The organism is Chloroflexota bacterium (genome assembly GCA_026708035.1).
Taxonomy (GTDB): domain Bacteria; phylum Chloroflexota; class UBA11872; order UBA11872; family UBA11872; genus JAJECS01.
This window is the reverse complement of record JAPOVQ010000035.1, coordinates 112669-131544: the sequence shown is the minus strand read 5'-3', so window position 1 is coordinate 131544 and position 18876 is coordinate 112669. Positions and strand designations below refer to the sequence as shown.

General features: G+C 68.1%; 16 protein-coding genes and 1 pseudogene. 12 read left to right on the top strand and 5 right to left on the bottom strand.

Translation table 11 applies throughout. From position 1 onward, the window contains the following. Positions 1–91 precede the first annotated feature (91 nt). Positions 92–718: an RNA 2',3'-cyclic phosphodiesterase gene (thpR, locus tag OXG33_14290; GenBank protein MCY4115084.1), complete on the top strand. Its 627-nt coding sequence runs from the start codon at positions 92–94 to the stop codon at positions 716–718. On the opposite strand, the gene OXG33_14285 is transcribed toward thpR, so the two are convergent. Continuing rightward, entirely contained in the window at positions 702–2285 is a 1584-nt protein-coding gene (locus OXG33_14285) for a hydantoinase B/oxoprolinase family protein (protein ID MCY4115083.1), read from the bottom strand. The two genes, thpR and OXG33_14285, sit on opposite strands and share 17 nt — an antisense overlap. A gap of 108 nt (positions 2286–2393) precedes the next feature. Here OXG33_14285 and OXG33_14280 point away from each other — a divergent pair, with 108 nt between their 5' ends. Both OXG33_14280 and OXG33_14275 read left to right on the top strand, forming a co-directional pair. Then, positions 2394–2834, top strand: a complete 441-nt coding sequence (locus tag OXG33_14280; GenBank protein ID MCY4115082.1) for a hypothetical protein — start codon at positions 2394–2396, stop codon at positions 2832–2834. A gap of 114 nt (positions 2835–2948) precedes the next feature. Then, positions 2949–3917: an HD domain-containing protein gene (locus tag OXG33_14275; protein MCY4115081.1), complete on the top strand. Its 969-nt coding sequence runs from the start codon at positions 2949–2951 to the stop codon at positions 3915–3917. Here OXG33_14275 and OXG33_14270 read toward each other — a convergent pair. Next, the gene (locus OXG33_14270) at positions 3914–6556 is read right to left on the bottom strand and encodes a valine--tRNA ligase (GenBank protein ID MCY4115080.1); all 2643 of its coding nucleotides are present in this window, start codon (positions 6554–6556) and stop codon (positions 3914–3916) included. The genes OXG33_14275 and OXG33_14270 overlap by 4 nt on opposite strands. Before the next feature lie 233 nt (positions 6557–6789). Here OXG33_14270 and OXG33_14265 point away from each other — a divergent pair, with 233 nt between their 5' ends. From OXG33_14265 to OXG33_14240, 6 genes and pseudogenes are all read left to right on the top strand, one after another. Then, complete coding sequence (locus OXG33_14265; protein ID MCY4115079.1) at positions 6790–7473, top strand: phosphoribosyltransferase family protein; 684 nt, start codon at positions 6790–6792, stop codon at positions 7471–7473. Between the two features lie 6 nt (positions 7474–7479). Further along, complete coding sequence (locus OXG33_14260) at positions 7480–8622, top strand: D-alanyl-D-alanine carboxypeptidase (GenBank protein MCY4115078.1); 1143 nt, start codon at positions 7480–7482, stop codon at positions 8620–8622. Between the two features lie 215 nt (positions 8623–8837). After that, entirely contained in the window at positions 8838–9128 is a 291-nt protein-coding gene (locus OXG33_14255) for a twin-arginine translocase TatA/TatE family subunit (protein ID MCY4115077.1), read from the top strand. Between the two features lie 161 nt (positions 9129–9289). After that, on the top strand, positions 9290–10774 hold the full coding sequence (locus tag OXG33_14250; protein MCY4115076.1) for a SpoIID/LytB domain-containing protein: 1485 nt from the start codon (positions 9290–9292) through the stop codon (positions 10772–10774). A gap of 235 nt (positions 10775–11009) precedes the next feature. Then, positions 11010–12068 carry an ABC transporter ATP-binding protein gene (locus OXG33_14245; GenBank protein ID MCY4115075.1) on the top strand — a complete coding sequence of 353 codons (1059 nt, stop codon included), beginning with the start codon at positions 11010–11012 and terminating at the stop codon, positions 12066–12068. Further along, positions 12068–13054: pseudogene (locus tag OXG33_14240) on the top strand (ATP-binding cassette domain-containing protein). The gene OXG33_14245 and the pseudogene OXG33_14240 overlap by 1 nt, the downstream one beginning before the upstream one ends. Positions 13055–13182: 128 nt before the next feature. Here OXG33_14240 and OXG33_14235 read toward each other — a convergent pair. Further along, positions 13183–14379: an amidohydrolase family protein gene (locus OXG33_14235; protein MCY4115074.1), complete on the bottom strand. Its 1197-nt coding sequence runs from the start codon at positions 14377–14379 to the stop codon at positions 13183–13185. Positions 14380–14422: 43 nt separating this feature from the next. On the opposite strand from OXG33_14235, the gene OXG33_14230 reads away from it, so the two are divergent. Beyond that, the gene (locus OXG33_14230) at positions 14423–15577 is read left to right on the top strand and encodes a lactonase family protein (GenBank protein ID MCY4115073.1); all 1155 of its coding nucleotides are present in this window, start codon (positions 14423–14425) and stop codon (positions 15575–15577) included. Positions 15578–15608: 31 nt separating this feature from the next. Here OXG33_14230 and OXG33_14225 read toward each other — a convergent pair whose 3' ends face one another. Continuing rightward, on the bottom strand, positions 15609–16511 hold the full coding sequence (locus tag OXG33_14225) for a hypothetical protein (GenBank protein MCY4115072.1): 903 nt from the start codon (positions 16509–16511) through the stop codon (positions 15609–15611). Positions 16512–16674: 163 nt separating this feature from the next. Here OXG33_14225 and OXG33_14220 point away from each other — a divergent pair, with 163 nt between their 5' ends. Both OXG33_14220 and OXG33_14215 read left to right on the top strand, forming a co-directional pair. Continuing rightward, positions 16675–17154 carry a flavin reductase family protein gene (locus tag OXG33_14220; GenBank protein ID MCY4115071.1) on the top strand — a complete coding sequence of 160 codons (480 nt, stop codon included), beginning with the start codon at positions 16675–16677 and terminating at the stop codon, positions 17152–17154. 33 nt (positions 17155–17187) lie between these two features. After that, a complete protein-coding gene (locus OXG33_14215; protein ID MCY4115070.1) occupies positions 17188–17871 on the top strand; it encodes an MBL fold metallo-hydrolase in 684 nt (227 codons plus the stop codon). Here the strand turns inward: OXG33_14215 and hisG are convergent, their stop codons facing one another. After that, positions 17872–18765, bottom strand: a complete 894-nt coding sequence (gene hisG, locus OXG33_14210) for an ATP phosphoribosyltransferase (GenBank protein ID MCY4115069.1) — start codon at positions 18763–18765, stop codon at positions 17872–17874. Positions 18766–18876: the final 111 nt, after the last annotated feature.

Genomic DNA, 18876 nt, shown 5'->3' with positions numbered 1-18876 from the left:
TTGTACCTCGCGCGTGGGAACGCCCCGAGCGTTGCAGCGGGCGTAGCCGGCGATCAGGCCCACCCGAGGCGTGAAATTATACTCGCAGCCTATGCGAGCGTTTGTCGCGATCTCATATCCGCAGGACCTGCGGGTCGAGCTTGCCCGACGCGCACGATCGTTGGTCGGCGACGTGCGCGACGTGCGTTGCATGTCGGCCGAGAGTCTGCATCTCACGCTGGCGTTTCTGGGCGAAGTGCCGGCCCACACCACGGACAGCATCCGCTCGGGCCTGGAGGCCGCGACGCGCGGGCGCTCGCCCTTCGTGCTCAGGTTCGGCGGCGGCGGCACGTTTCCCACCGGCGGCGAGCCGCGCGTGGCGTGGGTCGGAGTCAGCGGCGACCTCGACGCCGTGCGCGACTTGCAATCAGCCGTCACGCGCGAGATGCAGGCAATCGGCCTGCGCATGGGGGCCCGGCCATTCAGCCCGCACGTCACGCTGGCGCGCATCGGTCGACAGGCGACGCTGTCGACGCGGATGGGCGTGGCGCGTCGATTCGAGGCCGCGCGCCTCGGGACGCTGGGCGCCCATACGGTGGCGGCGGTGTCGCTGTTCGAGAGCGACCTGTCGCCGGCCGGCGCCGTCTACCGCGAGGTGCTTGAAGTCGACTTTGACGCCGACGCGCCGCCGGCCGTGGAGGCCGAGCGGGGCTTCCGTCTCTTCAATCGGCGGCGCTAGCGCCCCAACCGCCGCCGCCGGGCGTGGAAACCTGGACCAGATCGCCGGCCCCCAGGTTGTGGGTTCCCTTGCCCGGAACGTCGCGCCAGCGACCGCGGCGCTGGATCCGGTCTCGTCCGCGGCGGCCGTCGCCACCGCCGCGCAGGCCCCAGGGACCGATTCGCCGACGTTCGGCCACGATGGTCACCGACGCCGGCGCCAGCATTTCGACCTCGCGCACGACGCCGTTGCCGCCCCGATGCGCACCGGCGCCGCCGGAACCAGGACGTAGGGCATAGCGCCGCGCGCGCATCGGATAGGCGAGCTCGAGCGCCTCGATGGGCGTGTTCAACGTGTTGGTCATGGCGACGTGGACGCCGCTGACCCCCGGTCGTGTGGGACCCGCCCCGGCGCCTCCGGCGATGGTCTCGTAGTAGGTATAGGCGCCGCCCGATCGCGGATCGGTTCCCCCGATGACCAGGTTGTTCATCGTCCCCTGGCTGGCGGCCGGCACTTCGTCCGGCAGCGCCTGGGCCAGGGCGCCCCACAGCACGTCCACGATTCGCTGGGACGTTTCGACGTTGCCGGCCGCCACGGCGTGGGGCGGTTGCGGATTGAGCACCGTCCCCAGCGGCACCCGGACGTCCAGCACGGCCCTGGCGCCGTCGTTGGCCGGCACATCGGCGCCCGCCAGGCAGCGCACGATATAGAGCGCGGCGGAGTGGGTGATGGCGGACGGCGCGTTGAGCGATCCGGGCACCGCCGCCGCCGTGCCCGCGAAGTCGACGATGAAGCGCCCGTCGCGCACGGTGACGGTGACCCGAAGCGGCGTCGAGGGGCCGCCTCTCCCATCGTCGTCGAGGAAGTCTTCGAACGCGTACTCGCCGTTGGGGACGCGGCGCAGTCGCGCGACCACGAGTTGCTCGGTGTACGCCATGAGTTCCCGCGCCATGCGACTCAACTCGCCCGGACCGTAGCGCCGGGCGAATGCTTGCAGCCGCGTCTCGCCGACCTGGTGCGAGGCCAGCTGGGCCGCAAGGTCGCCGCGGCGCTCGTCGGGCGTGCGCACGTTGCGGCAGATGAGCTCGACCAACTGCTCGTCGACCCTCCCCGCGTCTACCAGCTTGAGGGGCGGGATGACGATGCCCTCGTGGAAGAGCTCCGTAGACATGGGCATCGAGCCGGGGGTCAGCCCGCCGACGTCCGCGTGGTGGGCGCGGGTGGCCACCCAGCCCCACATTTCGAGCGGCTCGCCCACGAACACTGGTGACACGGTGGTGATGTCGGGAAGGTGCGTGCCCCCGAGATAGGGATCGTTGACGATGATCACGTCGCCCGCGGCGGGCGCGCGCTCGTGGTAGAAGTCGACGGCGGCCTGCACCGCCATGGGCATGGCGCCCAGGTGCACCGGAACGTGGGCCGCCTGCGCCACCATTTGGCCCTCGTGGTCGAACACGGCGCAGGAGTGGTCGCGCCGCTCCTTGATGTTGGGGGAGTGCGCGCTGCGCTGCACGGTGACGCCCATCTCCTCGGCAACCGACGCGAAGAGATGGCGAAAGACTTCGAGCTCAAAAGCTACGGCGGCCACGATTTGTGGAGCATATCGAAGCCGGACCTTCCGATACAGAAAACGCGCATGGTCGAAACGGGTCGCGGGTATAATTGCCGGTAGGCAGTGCTGCAGCGGCGAGAACGCGTGACCAAGGACTGGCGCGAGGAAGTTCGAGACATCCTCGACGAGAACGACTTCAACTCGCCTGCGAGCGGCGAGCCGCCCCGGTCAGAGCCTGACCACGACCAATCCCGCGGCCCCTGGCTGGATACCTTCGGCGCATGGCTGCGCCGCCGCTTTGCCACCACCAACGAGATGCTGGTGACGGCTGCCAGCCTGGTCGTCCTGGGGTTGCTGCTCTATGCCACGCCGCTGCGGCCCGTGGCCGCGGTGTTTGCGCTTTCCGGCGGGATCACGTTTCTCCTGGCCATTGGCCGCGGCATCATCGAGCGCCGGTCGGGCACCGGTCCCGCCAAGCCGTCGAGTCCGCAAATGTGGCGCGGGCAGGTGATCGATCTCAACGACCACCGGCCGGCGTCGACGTTTGGCGACCGATTGCGCGCCTGGTGGCGCCGCCGTCGCTAACCGCCGGCCAGCGTCAACCATGCCCTCGGACGAGCGCCGTCTCGGCGTGCGGCGCGGACCTGTTGTTCGGCGGCCGCGGGTAGGATGGGCCGTCCTTCTCCTGGATAGCCGCCCGTGAGGATTGCCGAGATTCGTCCCGGACAGATGGTGTCCGGGACCTACGTAATCGCCTCGCCCGACGTGCGCACCAGCCGCACCGGCGACCCGTATTTGCGCGTGACGCTGCGGGATCAGGACCGCGACTCGATTGATGCGCTCTACTTTTCCGTGCCGCCGGAGCTTGCCGCTGCCGTCGACGCCGGCCAGACCTACACCGTCGAAGGCCGCGCGGAAGAATTTCGGGGGCGCGTGAACGTGAAGCTGACGCGCATGGAGCGCTCCGAGGTGCAGTGGGACGCCACGGCCCTGCTGCCGCAGGGCGAACGCGATCCCGCGGCGCTGCGCGCGGCCATCGCCTCTGCCGCCGAGTCGATCGACAACGCCGGCGTGCAGGCCGTGGTGAAGGCGGTGCTGGCGCAGCCGGCGGTCGCGGAGCGGCTGACGACGTGGCCCGCCGCCAAGGGACGACATCATGCCTGGGTGGGCGGGCTGGCCGAGCACACAGTCGAAATGTTGCAGCTGGCGGAGCGGGTGACCGAGACATTCCCCGAGCTGGACCGCGACCTGGTGGTGGCCGGGGTGATTCTGCACGACCTGGGCAAGGTGCTGGAGCTGGACGTGACCAGTGAGTTCTCCTATACGCCCGCCGGCAACCTCGAAGGCCACATGGTGCATGGCGTGCAACTGCTCGACGCCGTCATCGACGAGGTCGAGTGCGATGCGGAAACCGTCATGCTCCTGCGGCATCTGGTCCTCAGCCACCAGGGCACGCGTGAGTTCGCGGCGGTGGTCGAGCCCATGATTCCGGAGGCCATCGCGCTGCACTTCATCGACCAGCTCTCGTCGCAGGTGCGGCCGGCGCTGGAAGACGTCAAGGCGGCCAAGGCGCAGGGCGTCAGCGGGGGCACGGTGCGCGGCGCCACGAGCCTGCGTCAGCTTTACGTGCGCGCCGTCGGCGACGACGGCGCGCGAAGCTCGCGCTAAGACCGCGGCGGGAGGGCCGCCAGGCGGTCGTCGATCTGGGCCAGCGCCGTTCGCGCGGCATCGGCCTTTTGTCGTTCCTTTTCGACCACGGCGGCGGGCGCGCGCTGCGTGAAGGCCTCGTTGCCGAGGAGCGCCTCCGCGCGTTCGAGATCCGCCTGGCGCTCTGCCCGCTCACGCGCCAGGCGCTCATGCTCGACGGCGATGTCGATCATCCCCGCGAGCGGAAGATTCACTTCGACTCCGGCCGTGCGCACCGTCACCGCGGGATCGTCGAACTGCGTGCCCTGGGGATGGAATGACAACGGCTCCACCCGTGCGAGCCGTTCCACGAAGGTCCGCTCGCGCTCGATGAAGGCGGCCTGGCCGTTGAGGATGATGCGCGCCTCGATCATGCGGCCTGGTTCCACCTGGGACTCGTGCCGCGCGTTGCGAATTCCTTGCACGACGGCAATGAGGTCGCGAACCTGGCGCACGGCCTCCGCGTTGCCCGGCGGCGGTGGTTCGTCGATGGGCGTCACGATGAGCCACTCGGGAGCGTCGGGCGCGCCGCCGGCCTCGCGGAAGTGATGCCAGATCTCTTCGGTTAGGGACGGCATGAACGGATGCAGGAGTCGCAGGCTGCCGTCCAGCACGTGATCCAGCGTCGCGGTGACCCGACGCGCCTCAGCGGGGATGCCGGAGTAGAGGCGAATCTTGGCCGCTTCGACGTACCAGTCGAAGAATTCGGACCACAGGAAATCGTGCAACCGGCGGCCGGCCTCCCCAAATTGGTAGCCCTCCACCAGGCGGACGACGTCGGCGTGCAGCGCGCCGAACTGGGCGGTGATCCACTCATCGACGATCGTCGGCGGGGCCGGCGCGTCGGACTCCGCCGTGCGCCCCATGGCGCCGATCACGAACTTGGCCCCGTTCCACAGCTTGTTGGCAAAGTGGGCCGCGGCCTCGACGCGCTTCAGATTGATGCGCAGGTCGGCGCCTTCGGCGGTGGACGTCACCATCATGAAGCGAAGAGCGTCGGCGCCGTACGGTTCAATGATGTCGGCGGGATCGTCGCCGGGCTGATAGTTCGATTTCTCGATCTTCGACCCGTCGGCATGCCGCACCATGCCGTTCAGATAGACAGTGTGGAACGGCAGCCGTTCGGTGAGCTCGAGTCCCAGCATGACCATGCGCGCGACCCAGAAGAAGATGATGTCGCTGCCGGTTTCGAGCACGTCGGTGGGATAGAAGCGCTGGAAGTCGGGCGTCTCGTCCGGCCAGCCGAGCGTCGAGAAGGGCCATAGCCCGGAGCTGAACCAGGTGTCGAGGACGTCGGGGTCCTGGGCGAGGTCTTCACTGCCGCATGCCGAGCAGCACTTCGGATCGGTGCGGGTGACCAGCGTCTCACCACAGTCGCCGCAGTACCACACCGGGATGCGGTGCCCCAGCCACAGTTGGCGGGAGATGCACCAGGGCTGGATCATCTCCATCCAGCGCAGAAACTCGGCGGCGGCGCGTTGCGGATAGAACGTCAGCGTGCCGTCGTGGACAGCTTGCGCGGCGCGGTCGGCCAGGGGCCGCGCATTGACGAACCACTGTTCCGACACGCGCGGTTCGACCACCGAGCCGTCGCGTTGGCAGCGGCCGAGGGCGTAGGCATGCGACTCGACGCGGTCGAGCAGGCCTTCGGACTCGAGGTACGCCACGTAGGCGCGGCGCCCCTCGAAGCGGTCCATGCCGGCCCACTGTCCGGCTGCCTGGTTGAGGGAGCCGTCGTCGTTGAGAATGCTGACGACGGGCAGACCGTGCCGCCGGCCCATGCGCCAGTCGTTGGGGTCGTGGCCGGGGGTGATCTTCACCGCGCCGGTGCCGAATTCGCGGTCGACCTCGGGGTCGGCGATGACGGGAATTTCGCGCCCGACGCCGGGCACGACCGCCGTGCCACCGACCAGATGGCGGTAGCGCTCGTCGTCCGGATGCACGGCGACAGCGGTGTCCCCGAGCATCGTTTCCGGGCGGGTAGTGGCGACGACGACGTGATTGCCGTCCGTCAGCGGGTAGCGGATGTGCCAGAGGTGCCCCTCGACGGTCTCATGCTCGACCTCGAGGTCGCTGATGGCGGAGCGATCCTCCGGGCACCAGTTCACCAGGTATTCCCCGCGGTAGACGAGGCCCTTTTCGTAGAGGCGCACGAAGGCCTCGCGCACGGCGCGCGAGAGCTGGTCGTCCATCGTGAATCGCTCGCGCGTCCAGTCCGCGGACGCACCCAGGCGACGGAGCTGCTGCGTGATGCGGGAGCCGTAGGTGTCGCGCCACTGCCAAAACCGGCAGTCGAACGCTGTCCGGCCGATCTCGTGCCGGGATGTGCCTTCGCGCCGCAGCTCGCGCTCGATCACCGCTTGCGTGGCGATGGCGGCGTGGTCCGTGCCCGGAATCCACAGCGCGGCGCGTCCCCGCATGCGGTGCCAGCGAATCATAAGGTCCTGGTAGGCCACGAACATCACGTGGCCGTTGTGCAGGGCGCCGGTGATGTTTGGCGGAGGAATGGCGATAACGAACGGCTCGCGGGCGGGGTCCTCGGCGGGGGCGAAGTGGCCGGCGTCCTCCCACAGGTCGTACCAGTGGGTCTCGACGCGCGAGGCGTCGTAGGGTCCCTCCATGCCCGCGATGGCGGGAGCTTGGACGGGGTCGTGGGCCACGAGTTTTCCTGTGCGTAAACCGAATTCCGAGGCATTGTAGGTGCGCCAGCCGTCGTTGCCGCGTCTGGCGCGAAGCTCAACCTCACCCAGGCCCGGCGGGCGGACTCCACGACAGGCCCCTCGGCGCGGCGATTCTTGACCGCGCGTGGCCTGGCCCCAATAATTATGGCGACGCAGGGTCCGCCTGGGAGGCCGTGGCGGCGGGCGCGGCGCGTCGCAGCTTGCGCGAGGCGCGCGTGACGGCCGACGACAACACGACGCTGGGCTTGGCTCGCCAGATTTACGAGCTCGGCGGCATTGAGTTTGGCAGCTTTACGCTCGGCCGGTCGACGGTCGATTCGCCGGTTTATGTAAACCCGAAGCGTCTCATCGCCGTCCCCGCCGCGCTTCGCGCCGCCGCCGACTTGGTGCGCCAGACGGCGGAGCTTGCGGTGGCGCGCCGGCACCATCCCGCCGAGCCATGGGAGCTTGTGGCGGGCGTCCCCATGGGCGGCCTGCATCTGGCGACCGCCTACTCCCTGGCCACCGACGTCCCGCTCGTCTACCTGTCGCCCCAGCCGTCATCCGAAGGACTGTTGCTCGAAGGTCGATTCCTGCCGGGGCAACATGCGCTGCTGGTCGACGATCTGATCACCACCGGCGGATCGGTGATCGCCACGGCGAACGCCATGCGCGAGCAGGGGCTCGTGGTCCGCGACGTCATCGTGCTGATCGATCGCGATCTGGGGGCGGCTCGCCGTCTCCAGCACCACGGCTTGCACCTGCTGCCCATCCTCTCGCTGCGCACCATGCTCAACTACTACATGAGCGAGCAGTTGATCCGGGAAGCGGACTACCGCCGCAGCCTCGACTACATCGCGCGGCATCAGGTGGTGTAGCGGGCCATGCCGACAAGCAAACGAGATCGCCGGGCACGCCGGGCGCTGGACGGTTGGCGACAGGAGGAATTGCTTGACGCCGGCGCCGGGGACGCGACCGGCGTCGCGGTGCCGCCGCCGATCTACCACGCCCAGTTGCGGCACCCGGCGCAGAAGCCGCGGGTGCGCCGGGTGCAGGCGATGCGTTTTCGCCGGGGCGCGGAGTTGCTCCTGGTCCTGCTGGCGGCCGTTGCCGGCGTGCTGGTGCTGACGCGGATCTTTTCGTCGGTGGAGGCGCCGCTGCCGGACATGGGCCGGGTGGTGAACTTGCTCGACCGCGACATCGAGCGCGTGCAGGCCAATGCCCCGACGTTGGCTCGGACCGGCAACGCCGCGTTTATCGAGGACCCATTCATCCAACCGCTCGAAGCTCCGCCCATCACGGCTGCCTCGGCGATGGTCGTCGATCTCTCGCAGCGCACCATCCTGTATGGGCGCGACACGCATGTGCCGCATGCACCCGCGAGCCTGGCCAAACTGGCGACAGCCGTGGTCGCCTTGGAGCAGGCGCCGGCCGATTTGCGAATCCAGGTGCCGCCTGAAGCCGCCGAGCAGCCGCCTAACGTTCTCGGCCTGCGTCCCGGCGAGGTACTCACGCTGCAAGATCTGCTGTTCGCCATGTTGTTGCCGTCGGCGAACGATGCGGCGGTGACGGTGGCGGACGGGATTGGCGGTGAGGCTTACACCGTGGCGCAGATGAACGACCTCGCGCGACGGCTGGGGCTGAGCAACACCACGTTCGCCAACCCGGTGGGATTTGACTCGCCCGACCACCGGAGCACCGCCTTCGAGATGGCCGTGCTCGCCGCCGACGCGATCGAACGCTTTCCGCTCATCGCGCGCATAGTCTCCACGCGCTCCTATGTGATTCCGGCCCGTCCGAACCACGGCGCCTACACGGCCACGAGCCTCAACGGCCTGCTGTGGTCCTATGACGGCGCCCTGGGCGTCAAGACGGGGCGCACGAAAGACGCCGGCGGCAATATCATCGCCGCTGCCGAACGCGACGGGCGCCGTCTGATGGTCGTGCTCTTGGGGAGCAGCCAGCGCGAGCGCGACGCGGCGGTGCTGCTGGACTTCGGATTCCAACTCCTCAACGCGCAGGGCTAGGATGCGGCGTTGGCGAAGTTAGGCGCGACGATTTCTCATCCCAAGGCGTCGGGAAAAGGTAAAGTGGCGTACGGTGTATCGAAACACCGTGGTCGGGAACGCGTCGGTCGCGACGCGTGGAACGGTCGCGCGGGCGGCTGTGGCAGAACCCCGACAATGAGGACTCGTCCACCAAGGGCAGCGCTCTCGCTGCCGCAGCGAGGGAGAAATTAGCCGTGTTCACATCACTTGGGCCGCTTGAGCTGCTCATCATCTTGCTCATCGTGATCGCGCTATTCGGCGCCGGCCGCATCGCGGGCGTGGGGCAGGCGCTCGGCAAGAGCGTGCGCGAGTTCCGCAGCGAGGCGCGAGCGGGCCTCGAGGACGAGGAAGAGGAAGAAGGCGAAGGCGACGACGAGGCGAAGGCTGCGGAATCGGCCGAGGCCCCCGCGAGCACAATGGCCAGCGCCGACGCCACGGCCGAAGGCGCAGCCGAGGCCCCCGCCGAGAAAAAGCCCGAGTCCTAGTCCGACGCTCCCCACTGCACCGCAGGCGACCTTGACTTGCGGTGGTGGACCGTGAGCGTCTGATGTTTCTGCCGCGTGAGGCGGGCGCTCGCTTGCGCCCCGGCGCGGCGAGTCGTTCAACCGCTCGTCTGCATTTGATCGCAATCGCTGCCGCGGGTGGCGTGGCGCTTGTGGTCACGCTGCTCGCGACGACCGGCGTGGGCGCCCAGCAGCGCGACCTGGCGTTGCCCGAGGTCATTCGGGTCTTGCTCGGCGACGTGGGCGACACGCTCACGCTCGAGCCCCAAGGCCCTTCGACGGCGGTTGTCGATGGCCGCGCGCGGGACATGGCGTCGGGGCAGCGGATTGTCGTCGGACGCTCGTCGCGATTCCTGGCGTTCCCCGCGCAGGCGGCGGCGCCGTGGGCGCTCGAGATCGGCGTCGGCGGCCCGGTGCGGACGGCCGAGCCGGGCCACGTGCATCTCGGCCCCTACCTTGACCTGGCGGTGCTCGAGCGCCACCGCCGGTTGCTCCGGACGGAGGCTGGCGTCGGCGCACGCGTCCTGCCGCCGCGCCCCACGCTGGCGGTTGGCGATTGGGCGACGTTTGAGCTTCCGGAGCGGCTCGACGTGCGGCCGGCTGAGATTCATGCCACGACGCGGCTCAACGGCACGCCCTACCGCGGCGGATTTGATATTCGTCGGGTCGATAGGGGCTTTCGCGTGGTGAATCACGTGGGCCTTGCCGACTACCTGGCGTCGGTGGTGGGCGCGGAGATGCCCCGAAACTGGGAGATGGAGGCGCTAAAGGCGCAGGCGGTGGCGGCGCGGACCTATGCCATCCAGCACCTGCGACCCAACGAGACCTTCGACATTTGCGACAACCAAAACTGCCAGGCCTATGGCGGCACCCGCAGCGAGTCCGAGCGAACGCAGGCCGCGGTGGCGGCGACGGCGGGAGTCGTGGCGATGTTCAACGGCGCGCCGATCGAAGCGCTGTACTCAGCGAACGCCGGCGATGTGACCGAGAGCTCCGAGCACGTGTGGGGCACGCCCATTCCCTATCTTCGCAGCGTGCCGTCACCCGGTGACGCCGCCGCCCTGACCGTGTCATGGGGCGCCGAGGGCTATCGCTGGACGCGGACGATTCCGCTGTCCGAACTGGCTGACTATCGGGCCTTTCGCAACGGAGGCGTGGGCGCGATTGTGGATTTGCGCGTGTTGGAGCGCACGCCGGCGGGACGTCCGCTGCGTGTCCTGGTGGTCGGCGCCGCGGGAGAGGTGGAGCTTTTTGGCGATGCCGTGCGCACGGCGCTTGGCCTGCCCAGCGCGTTTGTGGAGCTGGAGCTTGCCCCGGTGGCGTCGCTGGAGCTGATTGGCGCGGCGCCCCGCCGCCTGGGCGCGTTGCTCCAGGAGGGGCACCGCATCACGTCCGTGCGCCGCAGCGTCGCCTTTGCCACGGCGCCGTCCGATATCGAGCTGGTGAACGGAGCCGTGCACGTCGCGGTATTCGAGCGCCCGCCGTCGCTGGTCCTCACGGGTCGCGGATTCGGCCACGGCCTGGGCATGAGCCAATGGGGTGCGCAGGGCATGGCGCTGGCCGGGCACACCTATGACGAAATCCTGACCCACTACTACACGGGCATCGAGTTGCGTGTATTGACATGAGTTTGCACGTTGACGCCCAGCGGCGCTCGCACCTAAACTCATTCCCGCGGCTGAGCAGTCGTCCGTGAAGCGTGCGCGAGGCGCCCACGGGTAGATACCGGACCTCAACCTACGGAGTAACGGTTCAACCAATGTCTGTAGTGCATCGTCGGAACGACCCACGGACTTGGACTGGCGGCGCGGAGCGCGCGCCGCAACGGCCATGAGCGAAGCTAACGGCGCGCCCGAGCCTGGCATGCAGCTGCCGGAACGGGTCGAAAGAGGCGACCTGCTGCTGTCGGTGCGAAACCTGCGCACGCACTTTCGGGTTCGCGACGGAGTGCTTCGGGCCGTTGACGGCGTGTCCTATGCCATCGAACGCGGCAAGACGCTCGGGCTGGTGGGCGAATCCGGCTGCGGCAAGAGCGTCAGCGCGCTCAGTGTGATGCGTCTGATTCGTCCGCCGGGCGACATTGTCGGCGGCGAGGTGATATGGCAGGACCGCAATCTGCGCGACCTTAGTGATCGGGAGATGCGCCGCGTGCGCGGCGACGAGATTTCCATGATCTTCCAGGAGCCCATGACGGCGCTGAATCCCGTGTTCAACACCGGCAATCAGATTGGCGAGGTTCTGCGTGAACATCGCGACTTCTCAGGCAAGCAGCGCTACGAGCGGATCATCGAGGTGCTGCGGCTGGTGGGGATTCCCCAACCGGAGCAGCGGGTGAAGGCGTATCCCCATGAGCTGTCGGGCGGCATGCGGCAGCGTGTGATGATCGCCATGGCGCTGGCGTGCGAACCCCAGCTGCTCCTGGCCGACGAACCCACGACCGCCCTCGACGTGACGATTCAGGCCCAGATTCTCGAATTGATCCGGGAAATCCGGGCCCGGACGGGCATGGCGCTGTTGCTGATCACGCACGATCTCGGGGTGATTGCGGAGATGGCGGATGACGTGGCGGTGATGTACACGGGCGAGGTGGTCGAGTACGCCGACGTCGGATCTCTATTTGCCGCGCCGAAGCACCCGTATACCCGCGGGCTGATGACGAGCATTCCGAGCCTGATGACGGATCGCAGCGAACGGCTCTCGACCATCCGCGGATCGGTGCCGCACATGATGCGGCTGCCGCTCGGGTGCCTCTTCCAGGCGCGCTGTCCGGAGGCGATGAACATTTGCCGCGACAATCGCCCGCAGCTTCAGCGGCTTGACGATGGGCGCACGGTGCGCTGTCACCTGTATCCCCAGCGACCATCCGGGCACGACGGCGAGCCGCTGCCACAGGCTCGAGCGACCGCGGGATCGGTGAACTGATGGCTACTGAAATCGCCGGCTCGGGCAACGGCGCGTCCGACGACGTCCTCGTCTCGGTCCAGAAGCTCACCAAGCACTTTCCGGTGCGCGGCGGCATCCTCCTGCGCACCATCGCCCACGTGCACGCCGCGGACGAGGTCTCGTTTGACATCAAGCGCGGCGAAACGTTCGGCCTGGTGGGCGAGAGCGGGTGCGGCAAGACCACCGTGGGCCGCACCATCCTCCGCATTTATCCGCCAACGAGCGGCGAAATCTACTTCGGCGGCGAGGATGTGTCGAAGCTCGACCGCAAGGTGCTCGCCCGCAACATGCAGATCATCTTCCAGGATCCCTATGGATCGCTGGATCCGCGAATCACCGTGGGCGGCATCATCGGCGAGGGCCTCGAGGTCCACAAGATTGGTTCGCCCGATGAACGCAACGACCAAATCCGCGAGATCATGGATATCGTCGGGATCAGCAGCCACTACGCGCAGCGATATCCGCACGAGTTCTCCGGCGGTCAGCGGCAACGCATCGGCATCGCGCGTTCGCTGGTGCTGCGCCCGCAATTTCTCGTATGCGATGAGCCGGTTTCCGCCCTCGACGTTTCGATTCAATCGCAGATTCTGAACCTGCTGCGCGATCTGCAGGGTGAGTTTGGCCTCACCTACCTGTTCATCGCCCACAACCTGGCCGTCGTGCGGTACGTCTGCGACCGCGTGGCCGTGATGTATCTGGGCAAGATCGTGGAGCAGGCCGATACGCCGGAGCTCTTCAGCAACGCCATTCACCCCTACACCCGGGCGCTCATGGACGCGATTCCGGTCCCCGACCCGTCGGAGCAGCGGGAACGCCTGATCATTCCCGGCGAGTTGCCGAGTCCGACGAACCCGCCCCAGGGGTGTCGGTTCAATACGCGTTGCGCCGTCGCCCAGGATGTGTGCTTCAACGAGGAGCCGCCCCTGCGCGACTTCGGCGATGGTCACCTCGTGGCGTGCCACGTCGCGGAGGATTTCGACCGGCGCGGCACGGCGCTGCCGCAGCTCAGCAGCGAAATGCACGACGCCATCACCGACTCCGTCCGGACTTCGACGACCGCATAGGACCGAGGTTCGGTCAAGCGGCGCGTGGGTCAGGGCGCCAGGATCACCCGGCCGCCCTGCATGACGAATTCGACCCGTTGCAGGGTGTCGAGCTCACGCAGGGGATTCTCGCGCACGGCGACCAGGTCGGCGGCCGCTCCGGGTTGCAGGCTGCCGACGTGCGGATGAAGCCCAAGCGCTTGCGCCGCCACCCGCGTACCCGACAGCAGCGCGTCGATGGGCTCCATGGTCTCGGCCATGAGTCTGAATTCAACCGCGTTCTCGTGGCCGTGCGGCATCTCGGCGCCGCCCGTCGTGTCGGTTCCCAGCGCCAGCCGCGCGCCGGCCGCATACGCCCGCCGCAGCGAGCGAACCTGGTGGGCGTAGGTCCGTCGTCCGCTGTCGCTGGTGGTAAAGGCCCGCGCGCGCAGGGTCGGAACCAGATAGACGCCGCGCTCGATGATCAAGCCCAGGGTGTCGTCGGTGATGTTGTAGCCGTGCTCGACGGTGTCGACGCCGCCGAGCACCGCCCGGCGGACGCCCTCGTCGCCCATGGCGTGCGCCGCCACGCGCAGGCCCCAGGCATGCGCCTCCTCGACCACGGCCTGCACCTCGGCCACCGTGTAGGTCGGGATCTCACCCCAGGCCGCGTCCCCTCGCCCGGTGGAGGTGCCGATCTTGATGACGCTTGATCCTTCCCGAATGCAGCGATGCACGGCCTGGCGGCAGGCGTCGACGCCTTCGGCGGGTCGCACCCAGCGCCACGACGGCTCCATGCCAAACCAGGGGCCGCCGGTGCGGGCGATGGCGTAGCCGGCGGCGATCATTCGCGGACCCGGCACGGCGCCGTCGTCGATGGCTTGCTTGAGAGCCACGGAGGTCTGTGAGCCCAAGTCTCGCAGGGTGGTGAATCCGGCGTCGAGCAGCGCTTTGGCTTGCGCCGCCGACCGAATGGCGCGGTATTCGATGGGGCCGGGATGCGCGTGCGCCGGGTTCTGACCCATGAGATGGACGTGGGCGTCGATCAGTCCCGGCAACACCGTGCAAGGCCGGAGATCGATCACTTGGTCGTCGGGACGAATCTCGATGTCGAACGCCGGTCCGGCGGCGGCCACTTGTCCGCCGGCGACCACTACCACGGCGTCGTCGGTGAGCGTGCGGCTCGCGCCGTCGAAGAGCTTGCCGGCGCGCACGACAGTTCGCCCCGTCGGCGACGAGCCGTGGGACTCGTGGTTGTGGGTGTGCATTGGCGGCTCTCCGGTCGTCGACCTGGTCGCATTGTGCCCGCGAATGACAATTCGACATGGCGAGCCGCATCCGGTGCTATCGTCCGCCAATCTCACCGGCGACGACGCGCGAAATGAGGGTGTGAGCGTGAACGACGAGCGCTTCCTGTTCGTGGGCACTTATACCGATCTGGGCGCCGAAGGCATTTACACCTGCCGCCTGAACGTTGCGACCGGCGCCGTCGAATGCGTTGACGTGCAGCCGGGCATCGAGAATCCGACGTTCCTCGTCATCGACCCAAGCGGGGAACACCTGTATGCCGCCTGTGAGAAGGTTTCCGGCGACGGTGTGGTCACGGCTTACGCGATCAATGGGAATGGCGCCCTGACGTTGCTCAACTCGGCGCACACCGGTGGCGCCGGGCCGTGCCACCTGCAAGTTGATCAGACGGATTCCTACGTCGTCGTGGCGAACTACTTTGGCGGCAGCGTGAGTCTCCTGCCGATCCAAGCGAATGGGTCACTGGGAGCGCGCACCGATTTCGTCCAGCATCACGGCTCGTCGGTCAATCCCGAGCGCCAGCGACAGGCCCATGCGCATTGCGTGATGATCGACGGCGCCAACACCCTCGTGTACGTCTGCGACCTTGGCATGGACGCCATCGTGGTCTATCGCATCGATCACGCGACCGGGCGGCTGATCGAGCAACCGGACTTGAGCGTGCCTGCCGAGCCGGGCGACGGGCCGCGACATTTCGCATTTCATCCGGCCTCCGCCCACGCCTACGCGGTCAACGAACTGGGGTCGTCAGTCTCCGCCTACGACTACGACGCGGCAACGGGGGCGCTGACCGTCACGCAGAGAATCTCGACGCTACCCGTGGCGTGGAGCGGCGACAGCACCTGCGCCGACATTCATGTGTCGCCCGATGGCCGGTTCGTGTACGCCTCGAACCGGGGGCACAACTCGATTGCGGCGTTTGCGGTGGAGTCCGCCACGGGGCGGCTCACGCCGCTTGGTCATACCCCGACCCGCGGCGAAATCCCGCGAAACTTTCTCATCACGCCCGACGGCCGCTTCCTGCTCGCCGCCAACCAGAACTCCGGCAGTATCGTCACGTTTCGGGTCGATAGGGCTTCGGGAGAGCTTGAGTTTTCCGGCCACGAGGTTGCGGTGCCCGCGCCCGTGTGCCTGAAACTGCTGTCCCACCGCGAATAGCCGGGCTGTCGGCGCCGCGCGGATCGCGCGGCTACACGGGCATCGTGCGCCCGGTGAGCGCCCGGCCGGCGGCGGCCAGGATGGGACCGTCGCCAGCGGCGATGAGCTTGGCGCCGATTTCGTTGATCAGCAGGTCCGCCCGCTGCTCGGGCGTGAGCGCCGGGTCGTCCCAGGCGCAGAGGAAGCGGATGCCCGCACGGTCGCAGGCGGTCTTTACCTGCCGCCAGGCGGCCTCCATCTGCGGGCTGTAGGGAGCGTTTTTCCACTCCGGATGGCCGAAGAACAGGCCCATGTCGCCGGGGCCCCACTCGCCGAACGCCACTCCCGGCACGGCCATGCAGGCGTCGGCGTGCGGCAGGCCGAAGCGGTCCTCGACCTTGATGCCGAGGGCCAGCTCACCCGCCGGATTGAGCGGCCAAGGGTCGGCGACGCGCACGTAGTCGGAAACGTCCAGTCCCCAGATGTCGGCCGGAAAGCCCTCGGCGCCGTGCCCGCGGGTGCCGATGCCCAGGTCGTCGCCCATGCCCACGGTCTGATGCGGAAAGCGGCAGGCCTCGACGAACGCCCGCACGGCTTCAGGGTCGCGCACGTGGGCCAGATAGAGCCCGTGGACGCCCGCCGAAAGGATGTGGCGAATTTGCCAGGCGTTGAGCCGGACCTCGTCGGCGCTCATGCCGGTCGCAGGCAGGGTGCACATCACCGTCGGCGTGCGGTGTCCGCTTCGCGTCGGGCCGGCATCGACCATGCCGCGCATGAAGCGTGACAGCGCCACCGCGTCCAATCCCTGGTGCTCGAACTCGATCCGCAGATAGTCGGCCCAGGTGCCGCTCATCTCGCGGCCCAGGTCATAACTGAGCTCGAGCGGGTCGACCCGGTCGTAGTAAACGGGCTGTCCCTGCTCCAGCAGCTCGATGCAACGATTGACGCGTGACACGTGGGCTCCCTGATCGCTGGTCGTGGCGGCGAGGCATCGTAGCGTAGCTGCGGCCGTTGATCGCCGGGCTTCGCGCCATGATTCCCCGCGGCATTGCCGCGGACGCTGCGGGACGCGGATAATCGCATGGAGCCAAGGCCCTTGCACCCAGATGGGATCTCTCATGTCTGACAGCGACCCGGTATCCGACGCGCTCAACGCTCTTGTCTACGGCCTGGTGGTAGTTGGTACGAAGTCGGCGGATGGCGAGCCGAACGGCATGACGGCGAATTGGCTGACCCAGGTGTCGTTCGATCCGCGCGTGGTCGCGGTGGCGATCCAGGACGGGGCGCACACGCGGCAAAACATCGACGCGACGGGCGTCTTTTCGATTTCGGTCCTGCCGGACGGGTCTAAAGATCTCTCGCTCAAGTTCACGGCCAAGTCCACCAGCGGCGAGGGCCGTCTCGAAGGCGAGCCGGTGACGTCGTATGACACCGGCACGCCGGTCTTGGATGGGGCCGTGGCTTGGTTCGAGTGCCGCGTCGTGGGGAGCAGCCAGCCCGGCGACCACGTGGTCTACTTTGGCGAGGTGGTCGGCGGATCCGAACGCGGCGGCGAGCCGCAGCTCCTGTCCGCCACGGGGATGAGCTACGGGGGATAGTCGCGGTTGGTCGCCTGGCCTGACTGGCGGGGCATGAGCAAACGCCAGCCGCCGTTCGAACTGGCGCCTGGCTGCTACGCGGTGGACCGATTCCTCAGCTCGTGGTGCTACCTGCTGACCGGGGTCGAGACGCTGCTGGTCGACACTGGGATGCCCGGTCGTGCCGGCGCGATCCTTCGCGCCGCCGGCGAGATTGGCGTCGAGCCGTCCGGGATCGATCGCATCGTGCTGACGCACTTCGACATGGACCACAGCGGCAGCGCGGTGGAGCTGCAGCGGCGAACCGGCGCGCCGATCCTGATTCACGAGGCCGACGTGCCGTACCTGGCGGCGCCCGAGACGTGTCCGGGCCTTCGCTCGCTGCTCTACTGGCCGCTCGTCCCATGGATCATGCGCTGGCGTCCGCCGGTCGACGTCTCAACCGTCCAAGAAGGCGACGCGATCGACGACTGGCAGGTGCTGCACACGCCCGGCCACACGCCCGGCAGCATGTCGCTCCTACGCGGCGACGTCCTCGTGGCGGGTGACGCCCTGATCCACAGTCGGGGCCGTCTGCACGTAAACGTGCCCTGGCTGGCCACCAGCCGCGACGATGAGCGCGCGTCCGCCCGCCGCCTGGCGGCGAGCGGCGCGCGCGTGGTGCTGCCGGGGCACTACAGCCCCTGCACCGACCCCGACGCCCTGACGCGGCTGGCGCGTCGTCTCGAGCGCCGCTGATCAGACGATCTTGTTGAGCGGGTATTCGATGATGCCTTCGGCGCCCTTGGCGCGAAGCTCCGGAATCAGCTCCCGCACCTCGTGCTCCGAGACGACGATCTCGATGGACAGCCAGTCGGTGCCGAAGAGATTGGCGACCGTCGGCGCGGTGATGCTCGGCAGCACCTCGACGATGGCTTCCACCTTCGCCCGCGGCACGTTCATCTTGAGGCCCACCCGTGACTCCGCTTCCAGCGCGCCCTTGAGCAACAGCGCGATCTGATCGATCTTGCGCCGCTTCCCCGAGTCGGCGTAGGCGGCATGGTTGGCGATCAGCTGCGGATTCGAGGTGGTGAGCGTCTCGATGACGCGCAGCCCATGCGCCCGGATCGTGGTTTCGGTTTCGGTGACCTCGACGATGGCGTCGGCCAGGCCCTCGGCCGCCTTGAGCTCGGTGGCGCCCCAGGAGAACTCCACGGAAACGTCGATCTCGCGATCGCTGAAATACTTCGTGGAGAAATTCACCAGTTCCGTGGCGATCTTGCCGCCCTGCAGATCCTCCGCGCACTGCGCCGGCGAGTCGTTGGGCACCGCTAGCACCCAGCGCGTCGGCTGGAAGCTGGCCTTGGAATAGACCAGGTCCGCGACGACGCGCACGTCGGAGGCGTTCTCAAGGGTCCAGTCGAGTCCGGTGATGCCCGCGTCGAGACTGCCGTCGGCGACGTAGCGCGAAATTTCTTGGGCGCGCACCAGCTTGCAGCGCACATGGTCGTCATCGATGCCCGGTACGTAGTTGCGCGACGACACCGAGACGCTCCAGCCCGCGCGGCGGAGCAACTCAATGGTCGCGTCTTGCAAACTGCCCTTGGGAATCCCCAGCTGTACCGGATCCATACCTGATGTGCGCTCCCACATGAACGCGCGCCGCCTGGGCGCGCCGGCTGATTGTTGCGCATTCGACGCTGCGCGTGGCGTTTTGGGTGGATTGGCAGCCGCGACGCGTGCGCGGCTCCTGCCATCGGTCCG